Genomic DNA, 20,176 nt, shown 5'->3' on the forward strand with positions numbered 1-20,176 from the left:
CGCCGCCCGGTTGTCCAGCGCTCAGGCCGAAGGGACACCCAATGTCGCAGCAACGGCAGCCTGCCAGCGGGCATATCGGCGGTCGCGCTCCCCCTGCCCCATGCGCGGCTCGAACCCATCGGCGCGCGCCCAGGTGGCGGCGAAGCCTTCCGCGTCGGGGCAAATCCCCGCCCGCATCCCCGCCAGCCAGGCCGCGCCAAGCGCGGTGGTTTCCAAAACCTTCGGGCGGTCCACCGGCGCGCCGAGGATGTCGGCAAGGAACTGCATGGTCCAGTCCGATGCCGCCATGCCGCCATCGACCCTGAGCGTGGTGTCCCCCGTCCCGCCCGGCCAATCGGCCTGCATCGCCTGCAACAGATCGCGGGTCTGGAACCCCACGCTTTCCAGCGCTGCGCGGGCGAATTCGGCCGGACCCGATCCGCGGGTCAGCCCGAACACGGCGCCGCGGCAATCGGGGTTCCAATAGGGCGCGCCCAGCCCGGTAAAGGCTGGCACGATCACCAGCTCCTGCGCCGGGTCGGCGCGTTCGGCCAGCGCCTGCGTGTCGCCCGCGCTTTCGATGATCCCCAACCCGTCGCGCAGCCATTGCACCACCGCCCCCGCGATGAAGATCGACCCTTCCAGCGCATAGGTGGGCCTTCCGTCGAACTGATAGGCGATGGTGGTCAGCAGCCGGTTTTGCGACTTCACCGGCACATCGCCGGTATTCAGAAGCGCGAAACACCCCGTTCCATAGGTCGATTTCATCATGCCCGGTTTGAAACAGGCCTGGCCGATGGTCGCCGCCTGCTGATCCCCCGCCACGCCAAGGATCGGGATGGTGCCGCCCAGAAGGTCGGTCGTGCCGAAATCGGCGGCGCAATCCCTAACCTCCGGCAGCATCGACATCGGGATGTCGAGCAGGTCGCAAATCTCCGCGCTCCACTGCCCTTCGCGGATGTCATACAGCAAAGTGCGCGCGGCATTGGTGGCGTCGGTCGCATGCACGCGCCCGCCGGTCAGTTTCCAGATCAAGAAGCAATCCACCGTGCCGAAGCGCAGCTTGCCCGCCCGTGCCCGGTCGCGCGCGCCCTCGACGTGATCGAGAATCCATTTCACCTTGGTGCCGGAAAAATACGGGTCGAGCAGCAGGCCGGTGGCTTCGCTGATCATCGCCTCATGCCCCGCCGCGCGCAGCGCCGCGCAGGTGTCGGCGGTGCGCCGGTCCTGCCAGACGATGGCGTTATAGATCACCTCGCCGGTATCGGCGTCCCAGACCAGCGTGGTTTCGCGCTGGTTGGTGATGCCGATCCCGGCCACCTGACCCGGGCCGATCCCGGCCTTGTCCAGCACCACGCGCGCGCTCTGCAGGGTGGTTTGCCACAGGTCCTCAGGCGCATGTTCGACCCAGCCCGATGCGGGAAAATGCTGCTGAAATTCCTGCTGCGCGATCTGCACGGGGTGCAGGTTTGCGTCGAACAGGATCGCGCGGCTCGACGTGGTGCCCTGATCTATGGCCAGAATATAGCGCATATGCCCTCCCCTTTTCGCGCCAGATTGGCGAAAGCGGGCAGCGGTTTCCAGCCCTATCCCTGCGCCTCGATCCATTCCGCGACGTCCGCCGCCTGATCGGCGCTCAGCCGCAGGCCCAGCTTGGATCGCCGCCACAGCACATCCTCGGCCGTCCGGGCGAATTCGCGCGACAGCAGCCAGCGCAACTCGGCCTCGCTCAAACCGCCGCCGAAATCCCGGCCCAGATCGGCGGCGGTTTCGGCATCGCCCAGCACCTGTTCCACCTCGGTGCCATAGGCACGGAACAGACGTTCGGCCCATTTTTCGGTCAGGAACGGGTAGCGGTCCCGCAGCGCCGCCTTGCGCGCTGACACCTCTTCCACCGGCATGTCGCCGCCCGGCAGCGCCACGCCCGCCGTCCAGCCCTGCACCGGCGCGCCCAGCAGCGGCGCTAGCTTTTCCAGCGCCTTTTCGGCCAGCCGGCGATAGGTGGTGATCTTACCGCCGAAGACGCTGAGCAAGGGCGCACCGTCCCGATCAAGCTTCAGCACGTAATCGCGGGTCGCCGATTGCGCCTTGCCGGCGCCGTCGTCGAACAGCGGCCGGACGCCGGAATAGGTCCAGACGATATCGTCGCGGCCCAGCTGCGTGTTGAAATAGCCGTTGGCGAAGTCCAGCAGATAATCGGTTTCCCCATCGCTGATCCGGGCCGGGGTGTCGGGGTCGGCGTGATCGGCATCGGTGGTGCCGATCAGGGTGAAATCCTGCTCATAGGGAATGGCGAAGATGATCCGCCCGTCGCCGCCCTGGAAGAAATAGCATTTGTCGTGGTCGAACAGGCGGCGGGTGACGATATGGCTGCCGCGCACCAGCCGGATCGCGGCGGGGCTGTCGAGATGAATCACATCGGCAAGCACCTCGCTGACCCAGGGCCCGGCGGCGTTGACCAGGGCACGGGCGGTCACCTCGCGCGTGACCTCGCCGTCTTGCAGGGTAATGCGCCACAACTCGCCATCGCGCCGGGCCGCCGCAACCTTGGTCCGGGTCATCACATCGGCCCCGCGCGCGGCGGCGTCGCGGGCGTTCAGCACCACCAGCCGGGCGTCATCGACCCAGCAGTCGGAATATTCATACGCCTTGGCGAAACGATCCTGCAGCGGCGCCCCGGCCGGATCGGTTTTCAGGTTCAAAGCCCGGGTGCCCGGCAGGATGTCCCGCCCGCCCAGGTGGTCGTAGAAAAACAGCCCCAGCCGGATCATCCAGTCGGGCCGCCGCCCCTTCAGCCAGGGCATGAACAGCGTCAGCAGCCGCGACGCGGGCGTGTCGCTTTCGAACCGCATGTCCCGGTGCAGCGGCAGTACGAAGCGCATCGGCCAGCTGATATGCGGCATGGCGCGCAACAGCACCTCGCGTTCGCTCAGCGCCGCGCGCACCAGGTTCAGTTCGAAATATTCCAGATAACGCAGCCCGCCGTGAAACAGCTTGGTCGAAGACGACGACGTCGCCTGCGCCAGATCGCCCATTTCTGCCAGCCCCACCGACAATCCCCGCCCCGCCGCATCGCGCGCGATGCCGCAGCCATTGATGCCGCCGCCGATGATGAAAAGGTCGTAAGGGTCTTGCCGGGACATGGTCATCGCTCTCTCGAACCGCCTGCGTTTTGTCTTTGCGGGGCGCGCGACCGGGCATCAAGCGTGCCGGGGGATCAAGCGCAAAGCGCCGCCCCGCCGCCCGCCGGCATCGCCCCGATGTGATCGCGAAGGACAAAAAGCGATCAACCCCCTCGCACCCGAATGCACAAGGATTAATCGCCTCGCCCAGAAAAACACCCGTGTGATTGCAAATCGTGTTACCCTTCATTGCAACCCGGATGCTTTCCTTTTCTGCTTTGAAGATGAAACTTGAATGACGATTGCAGGCAGATGAATACGCCAACCCGTTTTTTCGACGAAATGTTCGGCTCCGCCGATGGTCCGCGCAGCCCCTATTCGCAATATTTCGACTGGTTCGAGGGCGAAGACCCAAAGGAACTGCGCAAGAAATCCCAGGAAGCAGAGGCGTTTTTCCGCCGCATCGGGATCACCTTCAACGTCTACGGCCAGCAGGAAGCCGACGAACGGCTGATCCCGTTCGACATCGTGCCCCGGATCATTTCGGCGCGCGAATGGCAGCAGCTGGAAAAGGGCATCGAACAACGGGTGCGGGCGATCAACGCCTTCCTGCACGACATCTATCACCGGCAGGAAATCGTCCGGGCCGGGCGGTTGCCGAAGGAAATCATCGCCCGCAACGACGCCTTCCTGCCCAAGATGATTGGCGTCACCCCGCCCGGCGGCGTCTATACCCATATCGTGGGCACCGACCTGGTGCGCACCGGGGAAAACGAATTCTACGTGCTGGAAGACAATGCGCGGACGCCCTCGGGCGTGTCCTACATGCTGGAAAACCGCGAAACCATGCTGCAGATGTTCCCCGAGCTGTTCACCAAGCTGAAGGTGCGCCCGGTCAGCTCCTACCCGCAGAACCTGCGCCGGTCGCTGGCCGATTGCGCCCCGCCCGCCTTCGACGGCGACAAGCCGGTGGTCGCGGTGCTGACCCCGGGCATTCACAATTCGGCCTATTTCGAACATGCCTTCCTGGCAGATCAGATGGGGGCGGAGCTGGTCGAGGCGCATGACCTGCGCATCGTCGACGGCCGGGTGGCGATGCGCACCACCCGCGGCTACACCCCGATCGACGTGATCTATCGCCGGATCGACGACGATTACCTGGACCCGTTGAATTTCAACCCCGACAGCCTGCTGGGCGTGCCGGGCATCCTGGACGTCTACAAGGCGGGCGGCATCACCATCGCCAACGCGCCGGGCACCGGCATCGCCGACGACAAGGCGCTGTATTCCTACATGCCCGACATCGTCGAATTCTATACCGGCGAAAAGGCGATCCTTCAGAACGTGCCGACCTGGCGCTGTTCCGACCCGGACAGCCTGAAATACGTGCTCGATAACCTGTCCGACCTGGTGGTGAAGGAAGTGCACGGATCGGGCGGCTACGGCATGCTGGTCGGTCCCGCCGCCAGCAAGCGCGAACTGGCACGGTTCGAAAAGAAACTGCGCGCCCGGCCGAACGCCTATATCGCCCAGCCCACCTTGGCGCTGTCCACCGTGCCGATCATGACCAAGAAGGGGCTGGCCCCGCGCCATGTCGATCTGCGCCCCTTCGTTCTGGTGTCGCCGAAACAGGTGCGGATCACCCCCGGCGGGCTGACCCGCGTGGCGCTGAAGGAAGGGTCGCTGGTGGTCAATTCCAGCCAGGGCGGCGGCACCAAGGACACTTGGGTATTGGGGGACTGAACGGATGCTGGGAAAAACCGCTGGCGGGCTGTTCTGGATGTTCCGCTATCTCGAACGCTGCGAAAACACCGCCCGCCTGATCGAAGCGGGATGGCGCATCGCCCTGACCCGGACGAGCGATGGCGACAACGAATGGGAATCGATCATCAAGACGGCCGGGATTCGCGACATCTACGCCCAAAAACACGACGATTTCGACGCCGCCCATGTGGTCAACTTCCTGCTGCGCGACGGCGACAACCCGTCTTCGGTGCTGTCGTCGATTGGCGCTGCGCGCTCGAACGCGCGGCTGGTGCGCACCGCGCTGTCCTCCGAGGTTTGGGAATCCGTCAACGAATACTGGATGGCGATGAAATCGGCGCTGGCCCGCCCGGTCAGCGCCCGCAACCTGCCCAAGGTGCTGCAGGAAATCCGCTACCGCACCGCCATCGTGCGCGGCACCCTGTCGGGCACCATGCTGCGCAACGACATCTACAATTTCTGCCGCCTCGGCACCTTCCTGGAACGGGCCGACAACACCGCGCGCATTCTCGATGTGAAATATTACGTGCTGCTGCCCTCGGCGTCCTTCGTGGGATCGTCGATGGACAATGCGCAATGGGAAAACATCCTGCGCTCGGTGTCCGCCGAACGCGCCTTCGGCTGGTTGCATGGCGGCGAAATCACCGCCTCCGGCGTGGTGGACTTCCTGATCCTCGACCAGCGCCTGCCGCGGTCGCTGGCCTTCTGCAACGCCAAGATCCGCGGCAACCTGGAACATCTGGAAAACGATTACGGCATCCACCAGAAAAGCCAGGACCTCGCTAAGAAGATCTGCATGAAATTCGACGGCCGCAAGACCAGCGACATCTTCGAGGACGGGCTGCACGAATTCCTGGAAACGGCGATCCGCGACAACGCGATGCTGGCCAGCCAGATCGAACAAGATTTCCGCTTCTACGGGTGAGAACCATGCGCCTCAATATCAGCCATACCACCACCTACAGCTATGACAGCCCCAACGATTACGCGCTGCAGCAATTGCGGCTGATCCCGCGATCGGGCCACGGCCAGAAGGTGATCGACTGGCAGACCCGGATCACCGGCGCCGCGCGACAGCTGAGCTATGACGACGAATACGGCAACCATGTCGAGCTGGTGCTGGCCGATCCCGGCGCCACCCATGTCGAAATCGTCAGCGAAGGCGTGGTCGAAATCGAGGACCGCGCCGGGCTGTTGGGGATGCAGAAGAACCGCGCGCCGCTCTGGCTGTTCGAGGGGGCGACGCCGATCACCGCGCCGGGCAAGGCGCTGCGCAAGCTGGTGGGGGGGATGAAACCGGAAACGGATGAGACCGATCTGGACCGCGCCCACCGCCTGTCCGCGACCGTGTCGGACCTGATGGAATTCACCCCGGGCCACACCGCCAGCCACACCACCGCCGAAGAAGCGCTGGAAGACGGCAAGGGCGTCTGCCAGGACTATTCCCACGTGATGATCGCGGCGGCGCGGATGATCGGCTGGCCGGCGCGCTACGTGTCGGGCTACCTGCTGATGGACGACACCGAGGATCAGGATGCCAGCCACGCCTGGTCCGAAATCTGGATCGACGGGCTCGGCTGGATCGGGTTCGACGCGGCTAACAGGATCTGCCCCGACGACCGTTATGTAAGGGTGGCCGTGGGGCGCGATTACAAAACCGCCGCGCCGATCCACGGGCTGCGTCACGGATCGGGGCAAGAAGACCTGCATGTCGCGTTGAAAGTTCAGTCGCAAGCTGATCAATAGGGACGTCCCCCTGCGGAAAGAAGGAATCGCGCGCCCGTCATGACCTACTGTGTTGGCCTCACCCTCGATCGCGGCATGGTTTTCATGTCCGACACCCGCACCAATGCGGGCGTCGACAATATCTCGACCTTCCGCAAGATGCGGATTTGGGAACAGCCCGGCGAACGGTCGATCACCCTGATGAGCGCCGGTAACCTGGCCACCACCCAGGCCGTGGTCAGCCTGCTGGAGGAACGCGCCAAGCAGGTGGCCGACCGCGATCCCGGCATCATGGCCTGCGAAAGCATGTTCGAGGTCGCCACCATGGTCGGCGACACCCTGCGCGAAGTGATCCGCGACAACACCGAACACGGCCAGCGCGCCGAATCCACCTTCCACGCCACGCTGCTGCTGGGCGGGCAGCTGGGCGACGGGCAGATGCGGCTGTTCCTGATCTACCCCGAGGGCAATTTCATCGAAGCCAGCCCCGACACGCCGTTTTTCCAGATCGGCGAAACCAAGTACGGCCGCCCGATCCTGCTGCGCGCCTATGATCCCGAAATGAGCTTCGAAGACGCGATCAAGCTGCTGCTGGTGTCCTTCGATTCCACCATCAAGGCCAACCTGTCGGTGGCCCCGCCGCTGGACGTGCATGTCTATGAAAAGGACAGCCTGAAAACCGGCAAGGTGTTCCGGATCGACGCCGACAACGATTATTTCCACGACATTTCGGACGGCTGGGGCGTGGCGCTGCGCGAAGCCTTCGCCAGCCTGCCGCAATTCGATTTCGACAAATCCCTGTCCAAGCGCGAGGCGAGTTTCCGGCACAAGGACGAGGGCTGAGCCGCTACCATGCCGATAAAAGGAAACCGCCCGGCTTAAGAACCGGGCGATGCGATAGTTTGCTATTGTTGTGACCGCGCCCTGATTTGATGACACCGCGGTTCGCGGGGGGCTAGCCGCGCCGGCAGAACAGCAGCTTGGCCTCTTCGCGGGTTATCCCGATGTCCTCCAGCCGTTCATCGGGCAGGTTTTTCAGCATTTGTTTCTCGCGATAGCGGCAGTCGGCATCGGCGATCCAATTCAGAACCCGCAGAAAGAGAGGCAGACGCGAACGGCTCTTGCCTTTGGTGGCGGGAAGGGTGGCGCGGGCGGCATGGGTTGCGATCTGCATGGTTGTGTTCCTCTCATGGGCTGAAACGTCTGATGAGCCCAGGATCGCATCTGCCTGTAATTTGAGCGCAATTAGGCGCGTGATACCCCGTGCAAGAAGCGCAAAATTTCCGTAAAATAGGGTCATTCAACGCAAAAAACTTCAGTGTGCATTTTGTCGGACATGTCCAAGCTCACCCTGCGCCTATTCGGCGCGTTCCGGGCCCATGACGGCTCAGGGAAGGGTGTGGACGGGCTGTCGCGCCGCGGTCAGGGGCTGCTGGCCTATCTGGCAACCCAGCCGGACATGCGCGCCGAACGCACGCTTGTCGCCGATCTTCTCTGGTCGGACCGCTCGGAAGAGCAGGCCCGCGCCTCACTGCGGCAGGAGCTTTCGCTTCTGCGCCGGACCCTGCCGGACGGCGTGCTGGAGGCAAATCGCCAGCATGTCTGGCTGGCCCCCGAACGCGTTTGCGTCGAAACCGGGGAGGGTGATTTTCTTCAGGGGTTCGATCTGCATTCGGAAGGATTCGAGGATTGGCTGCGCCAGATGCGGCAGACCGAGAAACCCGGAACGGCAAAGCGATCCCCTGCCCCGGCGGCGCGCGCCTCCCGTCCCAGCCTCGCCGTTCTGCCCTTCGACGAATTCGGCGTCGGCGAAAACGACATGTTCGCCGACGGCGTCGTCGAGGAGATCACCAGCGCCCTGAGCAGGGTTCATGATTTCCATGTCATCGCCCGGCAATCGGCCTTCGCGCTTCAGGGCCAGCGCCTCGACATACCGGAAATCGCCCGGCATCTCGGCACCGAATACCTGGTCGAAGGCAGCATCCGCCGCGCAGGCGAGCGGGTCAGGATTTCGGTTCAGCTTGTTCAGGGCAGCAACGGCCGCGCGCTCTGGTCCGAAAGGTTCGATGACCGGCTGGACGACCTGTTCGAACTCCAGGACCGGATTGCAAGCCAAGTCGCGGGGCAGATTTCCCCCAATGTGCGCGCGGCCGAGATCGACCGCGCCCGGCAACGGATGCCGCAGGACCGGACCGGATATGAACTCATCATGAGCGCGATGCCCCATTTCTGGACCCATCGGGCCGAGGAAAACGCCATTGCCGTTTCATTCCTCGATCAGGCGATCAGCTATGATCCGGCCCATCCGCTGCCCAAGGCGCTGAAGGCCTGGGCTCTCGCGCAGCAATGCACCTATCTGTGGACCGAAACCCCCAAGGAGGTCCGTCAGCAGGCCTATGAGTTGGCGAACCAGGCTGCGGACGAAGCCCGGGATCATGTGCTGACGCTCGTTGCCATCGGCGCCACGATTTCGATGGTCTCCGATGAAATCGGACGGGCCAGCAGTTTTCTCGATCACGCGCTGGCCCTCGATCCCAACAACGCCTGGGGCTGGATGCGGAAAGGGTATCTCGGCATCTACAGCGACCGCCCCGACGAGGCCCGCCGCGCCTTCGATACCGCGATACGGTTGAGCCCGCTTGATCCCTACATGCACAACATGGTCATCGGCCTGGGCATGACCGAGTTTCGGGACGGAAACTTCGAAAAGGCGAAAGAGATCATCAAGCGCGGCATGGAACTGGGCCCGGGCGTGCAATGGGCCTACCGCCCGCTGATCGCGATCAACATGGCGCTCGGGCTGGAAGATGAGGCCATGGCGGCCGCCAGGGCCTTCAAGGACGCGCATCCCGGTGTCACGATCCAGCGTATCATCGATTCCCTGCCACCGACGTTTTCCCTGACCTTTTCGATTTACATCGACGGGCTGCGCAAGGCAGGCGTCCCCGAAACCTGATCAGGTCAATCCAGCGATTGACAGGCCTGCGTTCACTTGGAAGACAACGCATTTGTAGGTGTACCGGGAAGTGTTCCTGCGATTTCTTCGACTGAAAAAACCAAATAACTCTTCTGAATCAAATGGTACGGGCGGCCGGACTCGAACCGGCACGGCCTATACGGCCTAGAGATTTTAAGTCTCCTGTGTCTACCATTCCACCACGCCCGCGCCGGTCCGGTGGCGGGACAATAGCGCAAGCTGTGGGGGTGTAAAGCGGGTCAGGGGTTCAAAGGTCCTCGCCCGGCGGGTCCTGCAGCAGGTGACGTTCGGGCAGCCATGGGTTGAGCGCCAGCGCCTCGCGTAAAACCGCCTGCCCCTCCTCCATCCGGCCCAGCCCCATCAGCGTCATCGCCTTGCCCGCCAGCGCCGCCACATGGGCGGGCGACAGCGCCAGCGCGCGGTCCAGATCGTCCAGCGCGCGGGCATAATCCTGCTGGATGAAGCGGACGAAGGCGCGCTGGTTGTAGCCTTCGGCATAGTCGGGGCAATAGGCGATCAGCCGGTCGAAATCCTCCACCGCGCCGATCAGGTCGAAGGCGCGGCGGCGGCGCATGCCTTGATCCAGCACCTCCTGCGCCGCTTCGTCCGGGGCATCGGCCCAGAGCGCCCACATCTCGTTGGTGATCAGCCGCGCCTGGTATTCGTTGGGCGCCTGCTGCGCGCGGCGCAGCAGATCGGCCAGCGCCTCGGAATGATCCGGCGCGACGGGACAGGCCCGCGCCATCGGCGCGGCGCACAGGACTGCAAGGACAAGCAACCAGCGTTTCATCCTGAAAATACTGGCACGAAACCGCCCCGGGTCAAGTCATGCCGCCCTGCGCGGCCCGATGCATGGTTGACGCCGCCCCGAAAAGCCGAAATCGTCGCCCCATGTTTCCGATCCGCGACCACAACCCGTCCCTGAGCACGCCCTATGTCACCTATGCGCTGATGCTGGTGAACGTGCTGGTGTTTCTCAGCTATGTCAGCCTGTTCGGCGACCAGCGCGCCCTGGGGGCGTTTTTCGACCAATGGGCCCTGATCCCGGCCCGGGTGTCGCAGGGCGAGGGCATGATCACGCTGTTCACCACCATGTTCATGCATGGCGGTTTCATGCACCTGGCGGGCAATATGCTGTTCCTGTGGATTTTCGGCGACAACCTCGAGGACGAGATGGGCCATGTCGGATACCTGCTGTTCTACCTCGCCTCGGGGCTGGCGGCGGCGCTTGTCCACGTGATGGCCGCGCCGCATTCGCCGGTGCCCACGGTCGGCGCGTCGGGCGCGATCGCCGGGGTGATGGGGGGATATCTGCTGCTTTATCCCAAGGCGCGGATCGACATCCTGTTCATCTTCATCATCTTCTTCCGCATCTTTTCGGTGCCGGCCTGGGTCATGCTGGGCATCTGGTTCGTGATCCAGCTGATCGCGGGCACCGAAGCCGACGCGACGATGGGCGGCGTGGCCTACTGGGCCCATGCGGGCGGTTTCATCGCGGGCTTCATCCTGACCCTGCCGGTCTGGCTGCGCAAGGGCGGGACCGGGTACTGGAACCAGTATCACGGCCGGCCACCGCATCCGGAAGCCGAATATGAACTGACCCCGACGCGCATTCCCCGGGTCAGGCGGCGCGGCGCCCCGCCCCGCGTGACCCGCGTCCCCCGTGTGAAAAGGAAGAAAGATGACTGATCCGGTGAAAGCGACCTGCCATTGCGGCGCGGTGGAACTGTCGGTGCGGCTGACCGAGGGACTCGACAGCGCCCGGCGCTGCGATTGTTCCTTCTGCGCCCGGCGCGGGGCGATCGCGGTTTCGGCGCCGCTCGACGGGGTCGAGGTGGTGAAGGGGGCGGAGAACCTGACGCTCTACACCTGGGGCACCGGTGCCGCGAAGCATTATTTCTGCAAGACCTGCGGCATCTACACCCATCACCAGCGCCGCTCGGACCCGACGCAATACGGGATCAACGTGGCCTGTATCGAAGGGGTCAATCCGCGCGATCTGGGTGAAGTGCCCTGGACCGACGGGATCAATCACCCGTCGGACCGCTAGAGCCGGGCCGCAACGCCGCCCGGGGAAACTCAGCTTTCGCGGGCGCGCACGATGCCGGCGAACTTGTCGAAGATCTCGTTATTCGCGGCGACGATGTCGCCATGTTCCAGCGGATCGTGGCCGTCGCGGATCGGCCCGACCATGCCGCCCGCTTCGGTGACGATCAGGGTGCCCGCGGCCAGATCCCAGATGTTCAGTTCGCGTTCCCAGAACCCGTCGTAGCGGCCCGCCGCCACATAGGCCAGGTCCAGCGCCGCCGAACCCCAACGCCGCACACCGGCGCATTCGGGCATGATCCGCGCCAGGTCCTGCAGCGTCGCGGGCAGCGTGCGCTTGCCGGCGAACGGAATACCGGTGGCGAAGATCGATTCGATCATCCGGTTGCGGCCGGAGACCCGCAGGCGGTTGGAATCGTTCAGCCAGGCCCCGGCGCCCTTTTCGGCATAGAACATTTCGTCCTTGGCGGGATCGTAGATCACCCCCGACACGATCTGTCCCTTATGTTCCAGCGCGATGGAAATCGCCCAATGCGGCAGCCCGTGCAGGAAGTTGGTGGTGCCGTCCAGCGGATCGACGATCCAGCGCCGGGTCGGGTCCTGGCCCGCTTCTTCGCCGCCTTCCTCGCCCAGCCAGCCATAGGTCGGACGCGCGCCCATCAGTTCCTGTTTCAGGATTTCCTCGGCGGCCAGATCGGCCTTGGACACGAAATCGCCCGCGCCCTTCATCGAGACCTGAAGGTTTTCCACTTCGCGGAAGTCCTTCACCAGCGATCGGCCCGCCTTGCGGGCGGCCTTGAGCATGATGTTGAGATTTGCGCTGCCTTGCATCGGTCCGGTCCCTCATTATCCAAGCCGCGCGTATACGCGGCGCGGGCCTGTTTGCCAAGGGGAAAGGCGGCGTATCGACATGCCCGCTAAAAGGGGGCGCTGCCCCCGCCGCCACAAGCGGCGACTCCCCCGGGATATTTTTGAACAGAAGAAGCCGTTTACTGCCGCTGCAACTTGACCGGTTCGGTGCGCGCCAGGCGGATGAAATGGGCGAAAAAGGGCCGCGTCGCGTCGTCCGAGCGCACCGCCGCGTAAAGCCTTTTCGTCAGGCCGTTTTCGGTGATCGGGCGGGTGACGTAATCGGAGGAATATTTCACCTCGCGCACCACCCAGTCGGGCAGCACAGTCACGCCGCGGTTCGACGCCACCAGCATCAGGATGACCGCGGTCAGTTCCACCGGCCGGATCGCCGCCGGTTCGATTCCCGCCGGGGTCAGCAATTCGCTGAAGATATCCAGCCGCGAGCGGTCCATCGGATAGGTGATCAGCGTCTCACTGGCGAAATCTTCCGGCTCGATGAACGGCTTCTGCGCCAGCGGGTGGGCGCTGGCGGCGACGAAGACCGGGGAATAATCGAACAGCGGCACGAAATCGACTCCGGCCAGGTCCTCGGGGTCCGAGGAGATCACCAAGTCGACCTCTTCCTTCTGCAACGCGGGCAGCGCGTCGAAGGCAAGCCCCGCGCGGATGTCGAGATCGACCTCGGGCCAGGCCTTGCGGAACTGTTCCAGCACCGGGAACAGCCATTCGAAACAGGCGTGGCATTCGATGGCGATATGCAGCCGCCCGGTCTTGCCGGTGACGATGCCCTTGAACTGTTCCTCCAACGCGGCCATTTCCGGCAGGATCTTTTCCGCCGCCGCCAGCAGCCGCTTGCCCGCCGCGGTCAGCTTCATCGGCTTGGAGCGGCGCACGAAAAGCTCCACCCCGGTCTGTTCTTCCAGGTGCTTGATCTGGTGGCTGAGCGCCGACTGGGTGATGTGCAGCTGATCCGCCGCCCGCGCCAATCCGCCGGCATCGTGGATCGCCTTGATCGTGCGCAGGTGGCGCAGCTCGATATGCATTATGAACGATCCTCATGTTCACGTTGAGAATTATGAAGTTGTCTCACAAACAGATTCGGGCGACAAGGGCGCAACCACAAAAGATGGATTCCGTGATCATGACCGTGCCCGCCGTATCGTTCGAATTTTTCCCGCCGCAGAACCTGGAGGCGTCATTCCGCCTGTGGGACACGGTGCAGGTTCTGGCGCCGCTGGGCCCGCGTTTCGTGTCGGTCACCTATGGCGCCGGCGGCACCACCCGCGACCTGACCCGCGACGCGGTGGCGACGATCCACAAGCATTCCGGGCTGAAAGTGGCCGCGCACCTGACCTGCGTCGATGCCAGCCGCGAAGAAACCCTGGCCATCGCCGATGAATTCGCCGCAGCGGGCGTCACCGATATCGTGGCGCTGCGCGGCGACCCGCCCAAGGGCAGCGGCTCGTTCCAGCCCCATCCGGACGGTTTCGCCAGCTCGATCGAACTGATCGAGGCGCTGGCGGAGAAGGGCAAGTTCACCATCCGCGTCGGCGCCTATCCCGAAAAGCACCCTGAATCGCCCGATCACCAGGCCGATATCGATTGGCTGAAGCGCAAGTTCGACGCCGGTGCCGACGAGGCGCTGACCCAGTTCTTCTTCGAGGCGGACACCTTCTTCCGCTTCCGCGATGCCTGCGAAAAGGCCGGTATCGACAAGCCGATCATCCCGGGCATCCTGCCGATCGAGAATTTCAAGGGTGCGCGCAACTTCGCCAAGCGCTGCGGCACCTCGGTGCCCGACTGGGTGATCGAGGCCTTCGAGAAGGCCGAACGCGACGGCCGCCAGGACCTGCTGGCCACCGCCCTGTGCACCGAGCTGTGCACCGACCTGATCGAGGGCGGCGTGGAAAACCTGCATTTCTACACGCTGAACCGGCCGGAACTGACCCGCGACGTGTGCCATGCGCTTGGCGTCACGCCCAAGACGCAGCTGGAAAACGTCGCGTAACAACGCTTTCCCGGGCTTGCCTGTCTGTGCCTCCCCGCGTCACCTTGGCGCGGGAGGATCAGACATGACCGAAAGACCGATCGCCACATCGCCGCAGGACCTGCCCAGCCAGGACGAATTGCTGAGCATGTCGGGGCTGGAAGCGATGCAACGGATGCAGCGCGGGGAAAGTTCCGGTCCGCCGATTTCCAAGTTGCTGAATTACCGGCTGACCGAGGTCGAGGACGGCCGCGTGGTGTTCCGCGGCGAACCGGAATTCGCCTCCACCAACCCGATGGGCACGGTGCATGGCGGCTGGTACGGCACGCTGCTGGACAGTTGCATGGCCTGCGCGGTGATGACCAAGGTGCCCAAGGGCAGCGTCTACACAACGCTGGAATACAAGATCAACATCCTGCGGCCGATCCCGCTGGGGATGGAGGTCGAAGCGATCGGTGTGGCGCAGCATGTGGGGCGCTCCACCGGCATCGCCAATGGCGAAATTCGCGGCGTCGCGGACGGCCGGCTGTACGCCACCGGATCGACCACCTGCATCGTCATGAAACTGCGCTAGAATTCGCGGCCGGGGTGCCGCAGCGCTCGGCCGGCACGGTGTCGTGCAGGTGTTCGGACGGATCGGTGCCGACCAGGCGGCGCTTGCGCAGCAGGAACATCTTGCCCCAGTGGCGCCATGTCCCGACCGACGGCGCGGCGGCGTCGCGCGGGAACTCCTCGCGCCAGCCCTCGGGCAATGGCAGGCCGCAGCTTTGCGCCCGTTCCAGCATCCAGACCAGCGGGATATTGGCCAGCGGCCGGGCCTGTTGAAAATCGCCCAGCTGGCCGCCGATATCGCCATGGGTGCCGCGGAACCAGACCTGCTGAATCTGCTGCGCGCCGGATTCGCGGCTGTCCCACAGCACCGGTTCGAACACCTTGCGGGTTTCATCCAGCGCCAGCGCGTGGAAACCGCGCTTCACCGCCTGGCCAAGCTCATGCGAATGGAAGGCATGGTTTTGTTCCGACCAGCGCCACAGCAGCGGCAGCCGCAGGCCCAGCGCCTTCACCGTGTCCCAGACGCCGATCATCTCGATCTCGAACCCCTCATGGCAATGGGCGGCGCGGAAGGCGGCGCTGGCGGGGCTGCCCGGCGGGCTTTGGTAATGACGATAGGCGAGCTGGATGTTGCGTTCGGTGGCGGCGTCGGGTTTCAGCAGCCCGACCTGGTCGATCACCCCCGCCAGCGACCGCACCGCATAGGCGCCGCGCGAATAGCCGAACAGGAACACCTTGTCGCCGGGCCGGTAGCGGCTGGCCAGGTAACCGTAGGCGCGGCGGATCTGCCGGTTGATGCCGCGCCCCATCAGCACGTCGGGCGCATCGCGCCATTGCAGCAGCTGCACCCCGGCTTCGTAATAGACCGACACCGGCGCGCCCTGCTGTGACAGCAAGCGGTAGGTCAGCCCGGCATTGGTTTCCTCGCCCGGGGTGAGCGTGGACATGGTGCCGTCGAGGATGATCGCATGGATGATGGGCCCGCGCGTAACGCTTACCGGGGAATGGCCCGACCAGAAGCCGGGCCTGACCCATTTGAAGAATTGCTTAGCGAGCGTCCTCAGTCGCATCTTGCAAGGTCTCCCAGACTCGCAGCGGCGTGACCGGCATGTCGATCTTGCGCACGCCGCGCTGCCAAAGCGCATCCAGCACCGCGTTCATGGTCGATGCCATCGCGCCGACGGTGCCCGCTTCGCCGCAGCCCTTCATGCCCATCGGGTTCGACGTCGACGGCACCGGTTCGGCCGAAAAACCGATCATCGGCATGTCTGCCGCCCGCGGCATCGCGTAATCCATGAAGGACCCCGACAGAAGCTGGCCTTCGTCATCATACACGACCCGTTCCATCATAACCTGACCGGCGCCCTGCGCCACGCCGCCATGAACCTGGCCCTCGGCCAGCAGCGGGTTGATCAGGTTGCCGAAGTCGTCGACCACCGTGTATTTCACCAGCTCGACCGCGCCGGTGTCGGGATCGACCTCGACCTCGGCGACATGGGCGCCGTTGGGATAGGACCGTGCCGGCAAGGTCGCCCGCGCCTCGTGCACCAGAAGATCGGCCCGCCCGTCGGCCCGCGCCATTTCGGCGGCTTCCAGGAAGGTCGGCGTCATGTTCGACCCCGGCGCGCGGAAGGTTTCATCGTCGAAGCGGATGTCGGCCTCATCGACCCCCATCTTGTCGGCCAGGTAGGGGGTGAAGGCCTCAACCATCTTGTCCACCGTCGCCAGCGTCGCATTGGCCTGCACCGTGACCGACCGCGACCCGCCGGTGCCGCCGCCCTGTGCGATACGGTCGCTGTCGCCCTGCACCACCGAAATCATGTCCATCGGGATGCCGGTCTGATCGCTGAGGAACTTGGCATAGACGGTTTCGTGCCCCTGCCCGTTCGACTGGGTGCCGACATAGATCGACACGGTGCCGTCCTCGTTGAATTCCACCTTGGCACCCTCGGAAGGATCGCCCAAGATGCTTTCGATGTAATAGCTCAGCCCGATCCCGCGCAGTTTTCCGCGCGCTTCGCTGTCGGCGCGGCGGGCGGCGAACCCGGCGCGGTCGGCCTTGGCTTCGGCCGTCGCCAGCACCTTGTTGAAATCGCCCACGTCGTAATTTTCGCCGGTGGCGCTCATATAGGGGAACTTGTCTTTCGGGATGAAATTGATCCGGCGCAGCTCCCACGGGTCGACGCCCAGTTCGCGCGCCGCCTGATCCATCATCCGTTCCAGCACATAGATCGCCTCGGGCCGGCCGGCGCCGCGATAGGCATCGACCTGGGTGGTGTTGGTATAGAACCCCTCGACATGCAGATAGGTATCCTGCACGTCATAGGTCCCCATCAGCACGCGGGCGAACAGGTTCGACTGGATCAGCTGGCCGAAATTGCTGTTATAGGCGCCCAGGTTGGAACGGGTATCGACGCGATAGCCGATGATCCGGTTATTTTCGTCAAACGCCAGCGCCGCGTCGCTGATCAGGTCGCGGCCGTGATGGTCGCTCAGCATCGCGTCGGACCGTTCCCCCATCCAGCGGACCGGGCGGCCCAGCACCATCGCGGCATGGGCGGCGGCGAAATATTCCGGGTAAGGCGGCGCTTTCATCCCGAAGCCGCCACCGACATCGGGGGTGGTGACATGGACGTTTTCCGGCTCCAGCGACAGCGCCTTGGCCAGCGCCGCCTTGACGCCCCACACGCCCTGCCCGCCAAAGGCCAGGTGCAGCCGCCCGTCCTGCCAGTCGGCAAAGCAGCCGCGCGGTTCTATCGAATTGACGATGATCCGGCTGTCTGTGATTTCCATCCGCACCACATTGGCGGCGCGCCGGAACGCGGCGGCGCAGGCCACCTCGTCGCCCAGGCCCCAGTCATAGGCGCGGTTATCCGGCGCCTCGTCATGCAGCGGCGTCCCGCCCGGGGCGAGGTCCAGCTTGGCCGGCAGGTCTTCATAATCCAGTTCGATCAGCTCGGCCGCGTCGCGCGCCTGATCCAGCGTGTCGGCCACGATCACCGCCACCGGTTCGCCGACATGGCGCAGCTTGTCCTTGGCCAGGATCGGACGATGGGGCGCGGCCGCGTCGGACCCGTCGCGATTCTTCACCGTCACCGCCGACAGGCCCATGGTGATGCCCGCCGCGATCAGGTCATCGGCGGTCAGGACCAGGTGCACCCCGTCGCTGTCGCGCGCATCCCCGACATCCAGCGACAGGATTTCCGCATGCGCCACCGGCGAGCGGAAAACATAGGCCCGCAGCGCGCCCTCGGGCGCGACATCGTCGACATAGCCGCCATGGCCGGTCAGGAACCGGGTATCTTCGACCCGGGTGATCGCTTGGCTCTTGCCGAATTTTTCCATGGCGCACCCCATTTTTCATCTGCTGGCGGGATCTCTTCCCTGGTGCGACACTAACCCTACGATCCGGGCTGTCCACCCCCCTCGGCACAGAGTGACGCGACCGTGACCGGCCGGCCCGGTCCGTAACCGTTGAACCGGGTGGCAAGCGCCAAGGAATAGGCACCCATGCCGTCGAACAGAACGTAATCGCCTTCCTGAAGGTCGCCGGACAGTGCCACCGGATCGGGCAGCCGGTCGATGCTGTCGCAGGTCGGTCCGAAGGCGACGCGCGCCACCTTGTCGCCGCTCCGCGCCCGGCCGTCGGGCGACACGCAGCGGACGCGATCCACCCCGTGCATGTCGCGGTATTCATAAAAGCCGCCATAGATGCCGTCGTTGAGGAACACCGACCCGTCCTGGCGGATCGCCTTGACCCGTGTCGCCAGGGTGAAGGCCTCGGCCACCATCGCCCGGCCCGGTTCGCAGACCAGCTCGGGCACGGTGTCGAACACCTCGCCCGCAATCTTTCCGATCCGGTCGAAGATCGCCTCCAGATCGGGCGCCGTCCCGGCCCGGTGCGACGCGAACCCGCCGCCCACATTCAGCCGCCCGATCGTGACGCCCGCCTGCCGCGCCACATCCGCGGCGGCCCGGATATAGGCCTCCCACGGGTCGGGCAGATCGCATTGGGTGCCGGGATGGAAGGTCAGCGCCGGGCGATAGCCCCGGTCTGCCACCTGCCGCAGCAGTTCCGCCGCACGCTCCGGCCCGACGCCGAATTTCGCCCCGAAATCATAGGCCGCCCCCTTCACCGGCAGCGCCAGCCGGACGGCGATTTCCAGATCGCGCCCCAGCGGCGCCAGCTTGTCCAGCTCGTTCGGGCAATCGACCGAGGCCGAGGCGATGCCGAACCGCGCCGCTTCCTTGATCTCGGCCACCGACCGCACCGGGTTGTTGTAATGCAAGACCGCATCGGGGCAGACCGCGCGCACCGCCTCCATCTCGGCGGGCGAGGCCACGTCGAAGGCCGTCAGCCCGGCCGCCGCCAGGTTGACCAGCACCGCCTCGCCCGGGTTGGCCTTGACCGCATAGGTCACCAGCCCGGGAAACCCGTCCAGGAAACGATGCGCCGCATTCTGCAGGGCGACGGGGCTGAAATACATCACCGCCTCGTCGGGCTGGACGCGTTGCAGATGCCGCTCGGGCGACAGCCAATAGGGGTCGGGCCGCATGGACTACCTCTCTGTTTTTTCCCACTATCCGCCGGATCGGCGTCATACCTGCGCGTAAGAATGACCAAATTGACTCTTTCTTTCGTCACTTTCATATTATGACCATGCAAAACGACGAAACCGATGCAGCCCTGCTGACCCTTCTGGCCGAAAACGCCCGGCTTCCCGTCGCCACGCTGGCGCGGCGGCTGGGGCTGGCGCGCACCACCGTGCAGGCGCGACTGGACCGGCTGGAAAACAACGGCACCATCGCGGGCTATGGCGTGCGGCTGGGCCGCCCGGCGCAGCCCCGGCTGCGCGCCACGGCGCTGTTGTCGATCGAACCGCGCTCGGGCCCGGCGGTGCTGGCGCGGCTGAAATCGCTGCCCAATGTTATGCGCGTCCACACCACCAGCGGCCGGTTCGACATGATCGCCGAAATCAGCGCCCGGACCACCGAGGAACTGGACGACACGCTGGACCGGATCGGCGAGGCCAAGGGGGTGAAAAGCTCCGAAAGCCTGATCCAGCTCAGCACCAAGATCGACCGCGGGGCCTGAACGGCGCGCGCATTGGGGGCCAGCCCCCAAACCCCCGGAGTATTTTCACCAAGAAGAAACGGCAAAGCGCACCTTCG

The 20,176-nt window shown here is 64.8% G+C and carries 20 protein-coding genes and 1 tRNA gene; 11 read left to right on the forward strand and 10 right to left on the reverse strand.

Going from position 1 to position 20,176, the window contains the following annotated elements:
• Positions 1-21: 21 nt before the first annotated feature.
• Both glpK and glpD read right to left on the reverse strand, forming a co-directional pair.
• On the reverse strand, positions 22-1,512 hold the full coding sequence (gene glpK, locus GR167_RS05660) for a glycerol kinase GlpK (protein WP_160972452.1): 1,491 nt from the start codon (positions 1,510-1,512) through the stop codon (positions 22-24).
• Between the two features lie 53 nt (positions 1,513-1,565).
• Positions 1,566-3,128, reverse strand: a complete 1,563-nt coding sequence (glpD, locus tag GR167_RS05665) for a glycerol-3-phosphate dehydrogenase (protein WP_160972453.1) — start codon at positions 3,126-3,128, stop codon at positions 1,566-1,568.
• Between glpD and GR167_RS05670 the strand changes: the two genes are divergently transcribed.
• The 5 genes from GR167_RS05670 to GR167_RS05690 are packed head-to-tail and all read left to right on the forward strand — an operon-like array spanning position 3,121 to position 7,433.
• On the forward strand, positions 3,121-3,396 hold the full coding sequence (locus GR167_RS05670; protein WP_160972454.1) for a hypothetical protein: 276 nt from the start codon (positions 3,121-3,123) through the stop codon (positions 3,394-3,396). The genes glpD and GR167_RS05670 overlap by 8 nt on opposite strands.
• 17 nt (positions 3,397-3,413) lie before the next feature.
• The gene (locus GR167_RS05675; protein WP_160972455.1) at positions 3,414-4,844 is read left to right on the forward strand and encodes a circularly permuted type 2 ATP-grasp protein; all 1,431 of its coding nucleotides are present in this window, start codon (positions 3,414-3,416) and stop codon (positions 4,842-4,844) included.
• Between the two features lie 4 nt (positions 4,845-4,848).
• Positions 4,849-5,790 carry an alpha-E domain-containing protein gene (locus GR167_RS05680; RefSeq protein ID WP_160972456.1) on the forward strand — a complete coding sequence of 314 codons (942 nt, stop codon included), beginning with the start codon at positions 4,849-4,851 and terminating at the stop codon, positions 5,788-5,790.
• 5 nt (positions 5,791-5,795) lie between these two features.
• Complete coding sequence (locus GR167_RS05685; protein ID WP_160972457.1) at positions 5,796-6,611, forward strand: transglutaminase family protein; 816 nt, start codon at positions 5,796-5,798, stop codon at positions 6,609-6,611.
• Positions 6,612-6,650: 39 nt separating this feature from the next.
• Entirely contained in the window at positions 6,651-7,433 is a 783-nt protein-coding gene (locus GR167_RS05690) for a proteasome-type protease (protein WP_160972458.1), read from the forward strand.
• A 112-nt stretch (positions 7,434-7,545) separates the two neighbouring features.
• Here GR167_RS05690 and GR167_RS05695 read toward each other — a convergent pair whose 3' ends face one another.
• A complete protein-coding gene (locus GR167_RS05695) occupies positions 7,546-7,764 on the reverse strand; it encodes a DUF1127 domain-containing protein (protein WP_160972459.1) in 219 nt (72 codons plus the stop codon).
• A 162-nt stretch (positions 7,765-7,926) separates the two neighbouring features.
• On the opposite strand from GR167_RS05695, the gene GR167_RS05700 reads away from it, so the two are divergent.
• Positions 7,927-9,546 carry a hypothetical protein gene (locus GR167_RS05700; protein ID WP_160972460.1) on the forward strand — a complete coding sequence of 540 codons (1,620 nt, stop codon included), beginning with the start codon at positions 7,927-7,929 and terminating at the stop codon, positions 9,544-9,546.
• Between the two features lie 123 nt (positions 9,547-9,669).
• On the opposite strand, the gene GR167_RS05705 is transcribed toward GR167_RS05700, so the two are convergent.
• A tRNA-Leu gene (locus tag GR167_RS05705) sits at positions 9,670-9,756 on the reverse strand.
• A gap of 58 nt (positions 9,757-9,814) precedes the next feature.
• Positions 9,815-10,357 carry a tetratricopeptide repeat protein gene (locus GR167_RS05710; protein ID WP_160972461.1) on the reverse strand — a complete coding sequence of 181 codons (543 nt, stop codon included), beginning with the start codon at positions 10,355-10,357 and terminating at the stop codon, positions 9,815-9,817.
• Between the two features lie 101 nt (positions 10,358-10,458).
• Between GR167_RS05710 and GR167_RS05715 the strand changes: the two genes are divergently transcribed.
• Complete coding sequence (locus GR167_RS05715) at positions 10,459-11,256, forward strand: rhomboid family intramembrane serine protease (RefSeq protein ID WP_160972462.1); 798 nt, start codon at positions 10,459-10,461, stop codon at positions 11,254-11,256.
• Positions 11,249-11,617, forward strand: coding sequence for a GFA family protein (locus GR167_RS05720; RefSeq protein WP_212769834.1), 369 nt, complete (start codon positions 11,249-11,251; stop codon positions 11,615-11,617). Before GR167_RS05715 ends, GR167_RS05720 begins: the two co-directional genes overlap by 8 nt.
• 29 nt (positions 11,618-11,646) lie before the next feature.
• Here GR167_RS05720 and GR167_RS05725 read toward each other — a convergent pair whose 3' ends face one another.
• Positions 11,647-12,444, reverse strand: a complete 798-nt coding sequence (locus tag GR167_RS05725) for an inositol monophosphatase family protein (RefSeq protein WP_160972463.1) — start codon at positions 12,442-12,444, stop codon at positions 11,647-11,649.
• Between the two features lie 158 nt (positions 12,445-12,602).
• On the reverse strand, positions 12,603-13,508 hold the full coding sequence (locus GR167_RS05730) for a LysR family transcriptional regulator (RefSeq protein WP_160972464.1): 906 nt from the start codon (positions 13,506-13,508) through the stop codon (positions 12,603-12,605).
• Between the two features lie 98 nt (positions 13,509-13,606).
• Between GR167_RS05730 and metF the strand changes: the two genes are divergently transcribed.
• Both metF and GR167_RS05740 read left to right on the forward strand, forming a co-directional pair.
• Positions 13,607-14,473: a methylenetetrahydrofolate reductase [NAD(P)H] gene (metF, locus tag GR167_RS05735; protein WP_160972661.1), complete on the forward strand. Its 867-nt coding sequence runs from the start codon at positions 13,607-13,609 to the stop codon at positions 14,471-14,473.
• A 64-nt stretch (positions 14,474-14,537) separates the two neighbouring features.
• Positions 14,538-15,026: a PaaI family thioesterase gene (locus tag GR167_RS05740; protein WP_160972465.1), complete on the forward strand. Its 489-nt coding sequence runs from the start codon at positions 14,538-14,540 to the stop codon at positions 15,024-15,026.
• Here GR167_RS05740 and GR167_RS05745 read toward each other — a convergent pair.
• From GR167_RS05745 to GR167_RS05755, 3 genes are read right to left on the reverse strand one after another with little or no spacing between them, the layout of a single operon-like run.
• Positions 15,010-16,074 (reverse strand): T6SS phospholipase effector Tle1-like catalytic domain-containing protein, encoded by a 1,065-nt coding sequence (locus GR167_RS05745; protein ID WP_160972466.1) that lies wholly within the window; start codon positions 16,072-16,074, stop codon positions 15,010-15,012. The two genes, GR167_RS05740 and GR167_RS05745, sit on opposite strands and share 17 nt — an antisense overlap.
• Entirely contained in the window at positions 16,052-18,349 is a 2,298-nt protein-coding gene (locus GR167_RS05750; RefSeq protein ID WP_160972467.1) for a xanthine dehydrogenase family protein molybdopterin-binding subunit, read from the reverse strand. The genes GR167_RS05745 and GR167_RS05750 overlap by 23 nt, the downstream gene beginning before the upstream one ends.
• A 56-nt stretch (positions 18,350-18,405) precedes the next feature.
• Positions 18,406-19,560: a type III PLP-dependent enzyme gene (locus GR167_RS05755; RefSeq protein ID WP_160972468.1), complete on the reverse strand. Its 1,155-nt coding sequence runs from the start codon at positions 19,558-19,560 to the stop codon at positions 18,406-18,408.
• A 104-nt stretch (positions 19,561-19,664) separates the two neighbouring features.
• Here GR167_RS05755 and GR167_RS05760 point away from each other — a divergent pair, with 104 nt between their 5' ends.
• Positions 19,665-20,099: an Lrp/AsnC family transcriptional regulator gene (locus tag GR167_RS05760; RefSeq protein WP_160972469.1), complete on the forward strand. Its 435-nt coding sequence runs from the start codon at positions 19,665-19,667 to the stop codon at positions 20,097-20,099.
• The last annotated feature ends 77 nt before the right edge of the window (positions 20,100-20,176 follow it).

Origin of the sequence: Thalassovita mangrovi, from assembly GCF_009857745.1 — a bacterium.
GTDB lineage: Bacteria > Pseudomonadota > Alphaproteobacteria > Rhodobacterales > Rhodobacteraceae > Thalassobius > Thalassobius mangrovi.

What these genes read in the sequence shown, in the direction of transcription:
- glpK (WP_160972452.1), bottom strand. Translation starts at nt 1,512, where the DNA reads ATGCGCTATATTCTGGCCATAGATCAGGGCACCACGTCGAGCCGCGCG.
- GR167_RS05670 (WP_160972454.1), top strand. Translation starts at nt 3,121, where the DNA reads ATGGTCATCGCTCTCTCGAACCGCCTGCGTTTTGTCTTTGCGGGGCGC.
- glpD (WP_160972453.1), bottom strand. Translation starts at nt 3,128, where the DNA reads ATGACCATGTCCCGGCAAGACCCTTACGACCTTTTCATCATCGGCGGC.
- GR167_RS05675 (WP_160972455.1), top strand. Translation starts at nt 3,414, where the DNA reads ATGAATACGCCAACCCGTTTTTTCGACGAAATGTTCGGCTCCGCCGAT.
- GR167_RS05680 (WP_160972456.1), top strand. Translation starts at nt 4,849, where the DNA reads ATGCTGGGAAAAACCGCTGGCGGGCTGTTCTGGATGTTCCGCTATCTC.
- GR167_RS05685 (WP_160972457.1), top strand. Translation starts at nt 5,796, where the DNA reads ATGCGCCTCAATATCAGCCATACCACCACCTACAGCTATGACAGCCCC.
- GR167_RS05690 (WP_160972458.1), top strand. Translation starts at nt 6,651, where the DNA reads ATGACCTACTGTGTTGGCCTCACCCTCGATCGCGGCATGGTTTTCATG.
- GR167_RS05695 (WP_160972459.1), bottom strand. Translation starts at nt 7,764, where the DNA reads ATGCAGATCGCAACCCATGCCGCCCGCGCCACCCTTCCCGCCACCAAA.
- GR167_RS05700 (WP_160972460.1), top strand. Translation starts at nt 7,927, where the DNA reads ATGTCCAAGCTCACCCTGCGCCTATTCGGCGCGTTCCGGGCCCATGAC.
- GR167_RS05710 (WP_160972461.1), bottom strand. Translation starts at nt 10,357, where the DNA reads ATGAAACGCTGGTTGCTTGTCCTTGCAGTCCTGTGCGCCGCGCCGATG.
- GR167_RS05715 (WP_160972462.1), top strand. Translation starts at nt 10,459, where the DNA reads ATGTTTCCGATCCGCGACCACAACCCGTCCCTGAGCACGCCCTATGTC.
- GR167_RS05720 (WP_212769834.1), top strand. Translation starts at nt 11,249, where the DNA reads ATGACTGATCCGGTGAAAGCGACCTGCCATTGCGGCGCGGTGGAACTG.
- GR167_RS05725 (WP_160972463.1), bottom strand. Translation starts at nt 12,444, where the DNA reads ATGCAAGGCAGCGCAAATCTCAACATCATGCTCAAGGCCGCCCGCAAG.
- GR167_RS05730 (WP_160972464.1), bottom strand. Translation starts at nt 13,508, where the DNA reads ATGCATATCGAGCTGCGCCACCTGCGCACGATCAAGGCGATCCACGAT.
- metF (WP_160972661.1), top strand. Translation starts at nt 13,607, where the DNA reads ATGACCGTGCCCGCCGTATCGTTCGAATTTTTCCCGCCGCAGAACCTG.
- GR167_RS05740 (WP_160972465.1), top strand. Translation starts at nt 14,538, where the DNA reads ATGACCGAAAGACCGATCGCCACATCGCCGCAGGACCTGCCCAGCCAG.
- GR167_RS05745 (WP_160972466.1), bottom strand. Translation starts at nt 16,074, where the DNA reads ATGCGACTGAGGACGCTCGCTAAGCAATTCTTCAAATGGGTCAGGCCC.
- GR167_RS05750 (WP_160972467.1), bottom strand. Translation starts at nt 18,349, where the DNA reads ATGGAAAAATTCGGCAAGAGCCAAGCGATCACCCGGGTCGAAGATACC.
- GR167_RS05755 (WP_160972468.1), bottom strand. Translation starts at nt 19,560, where the DNA reads ATGCGGCCCGACCCCTATTGGCTGTCGCCCGAGCGGCATCTGCAACGC.
- GR167_RS05760 (WP_160972469.1), top strand. Translation starts at nt 19,665, where the DNA reads ATGCAAAACGACGAAACCGATGCAGCCCTGCTGACCCTTCTGGCCGAA.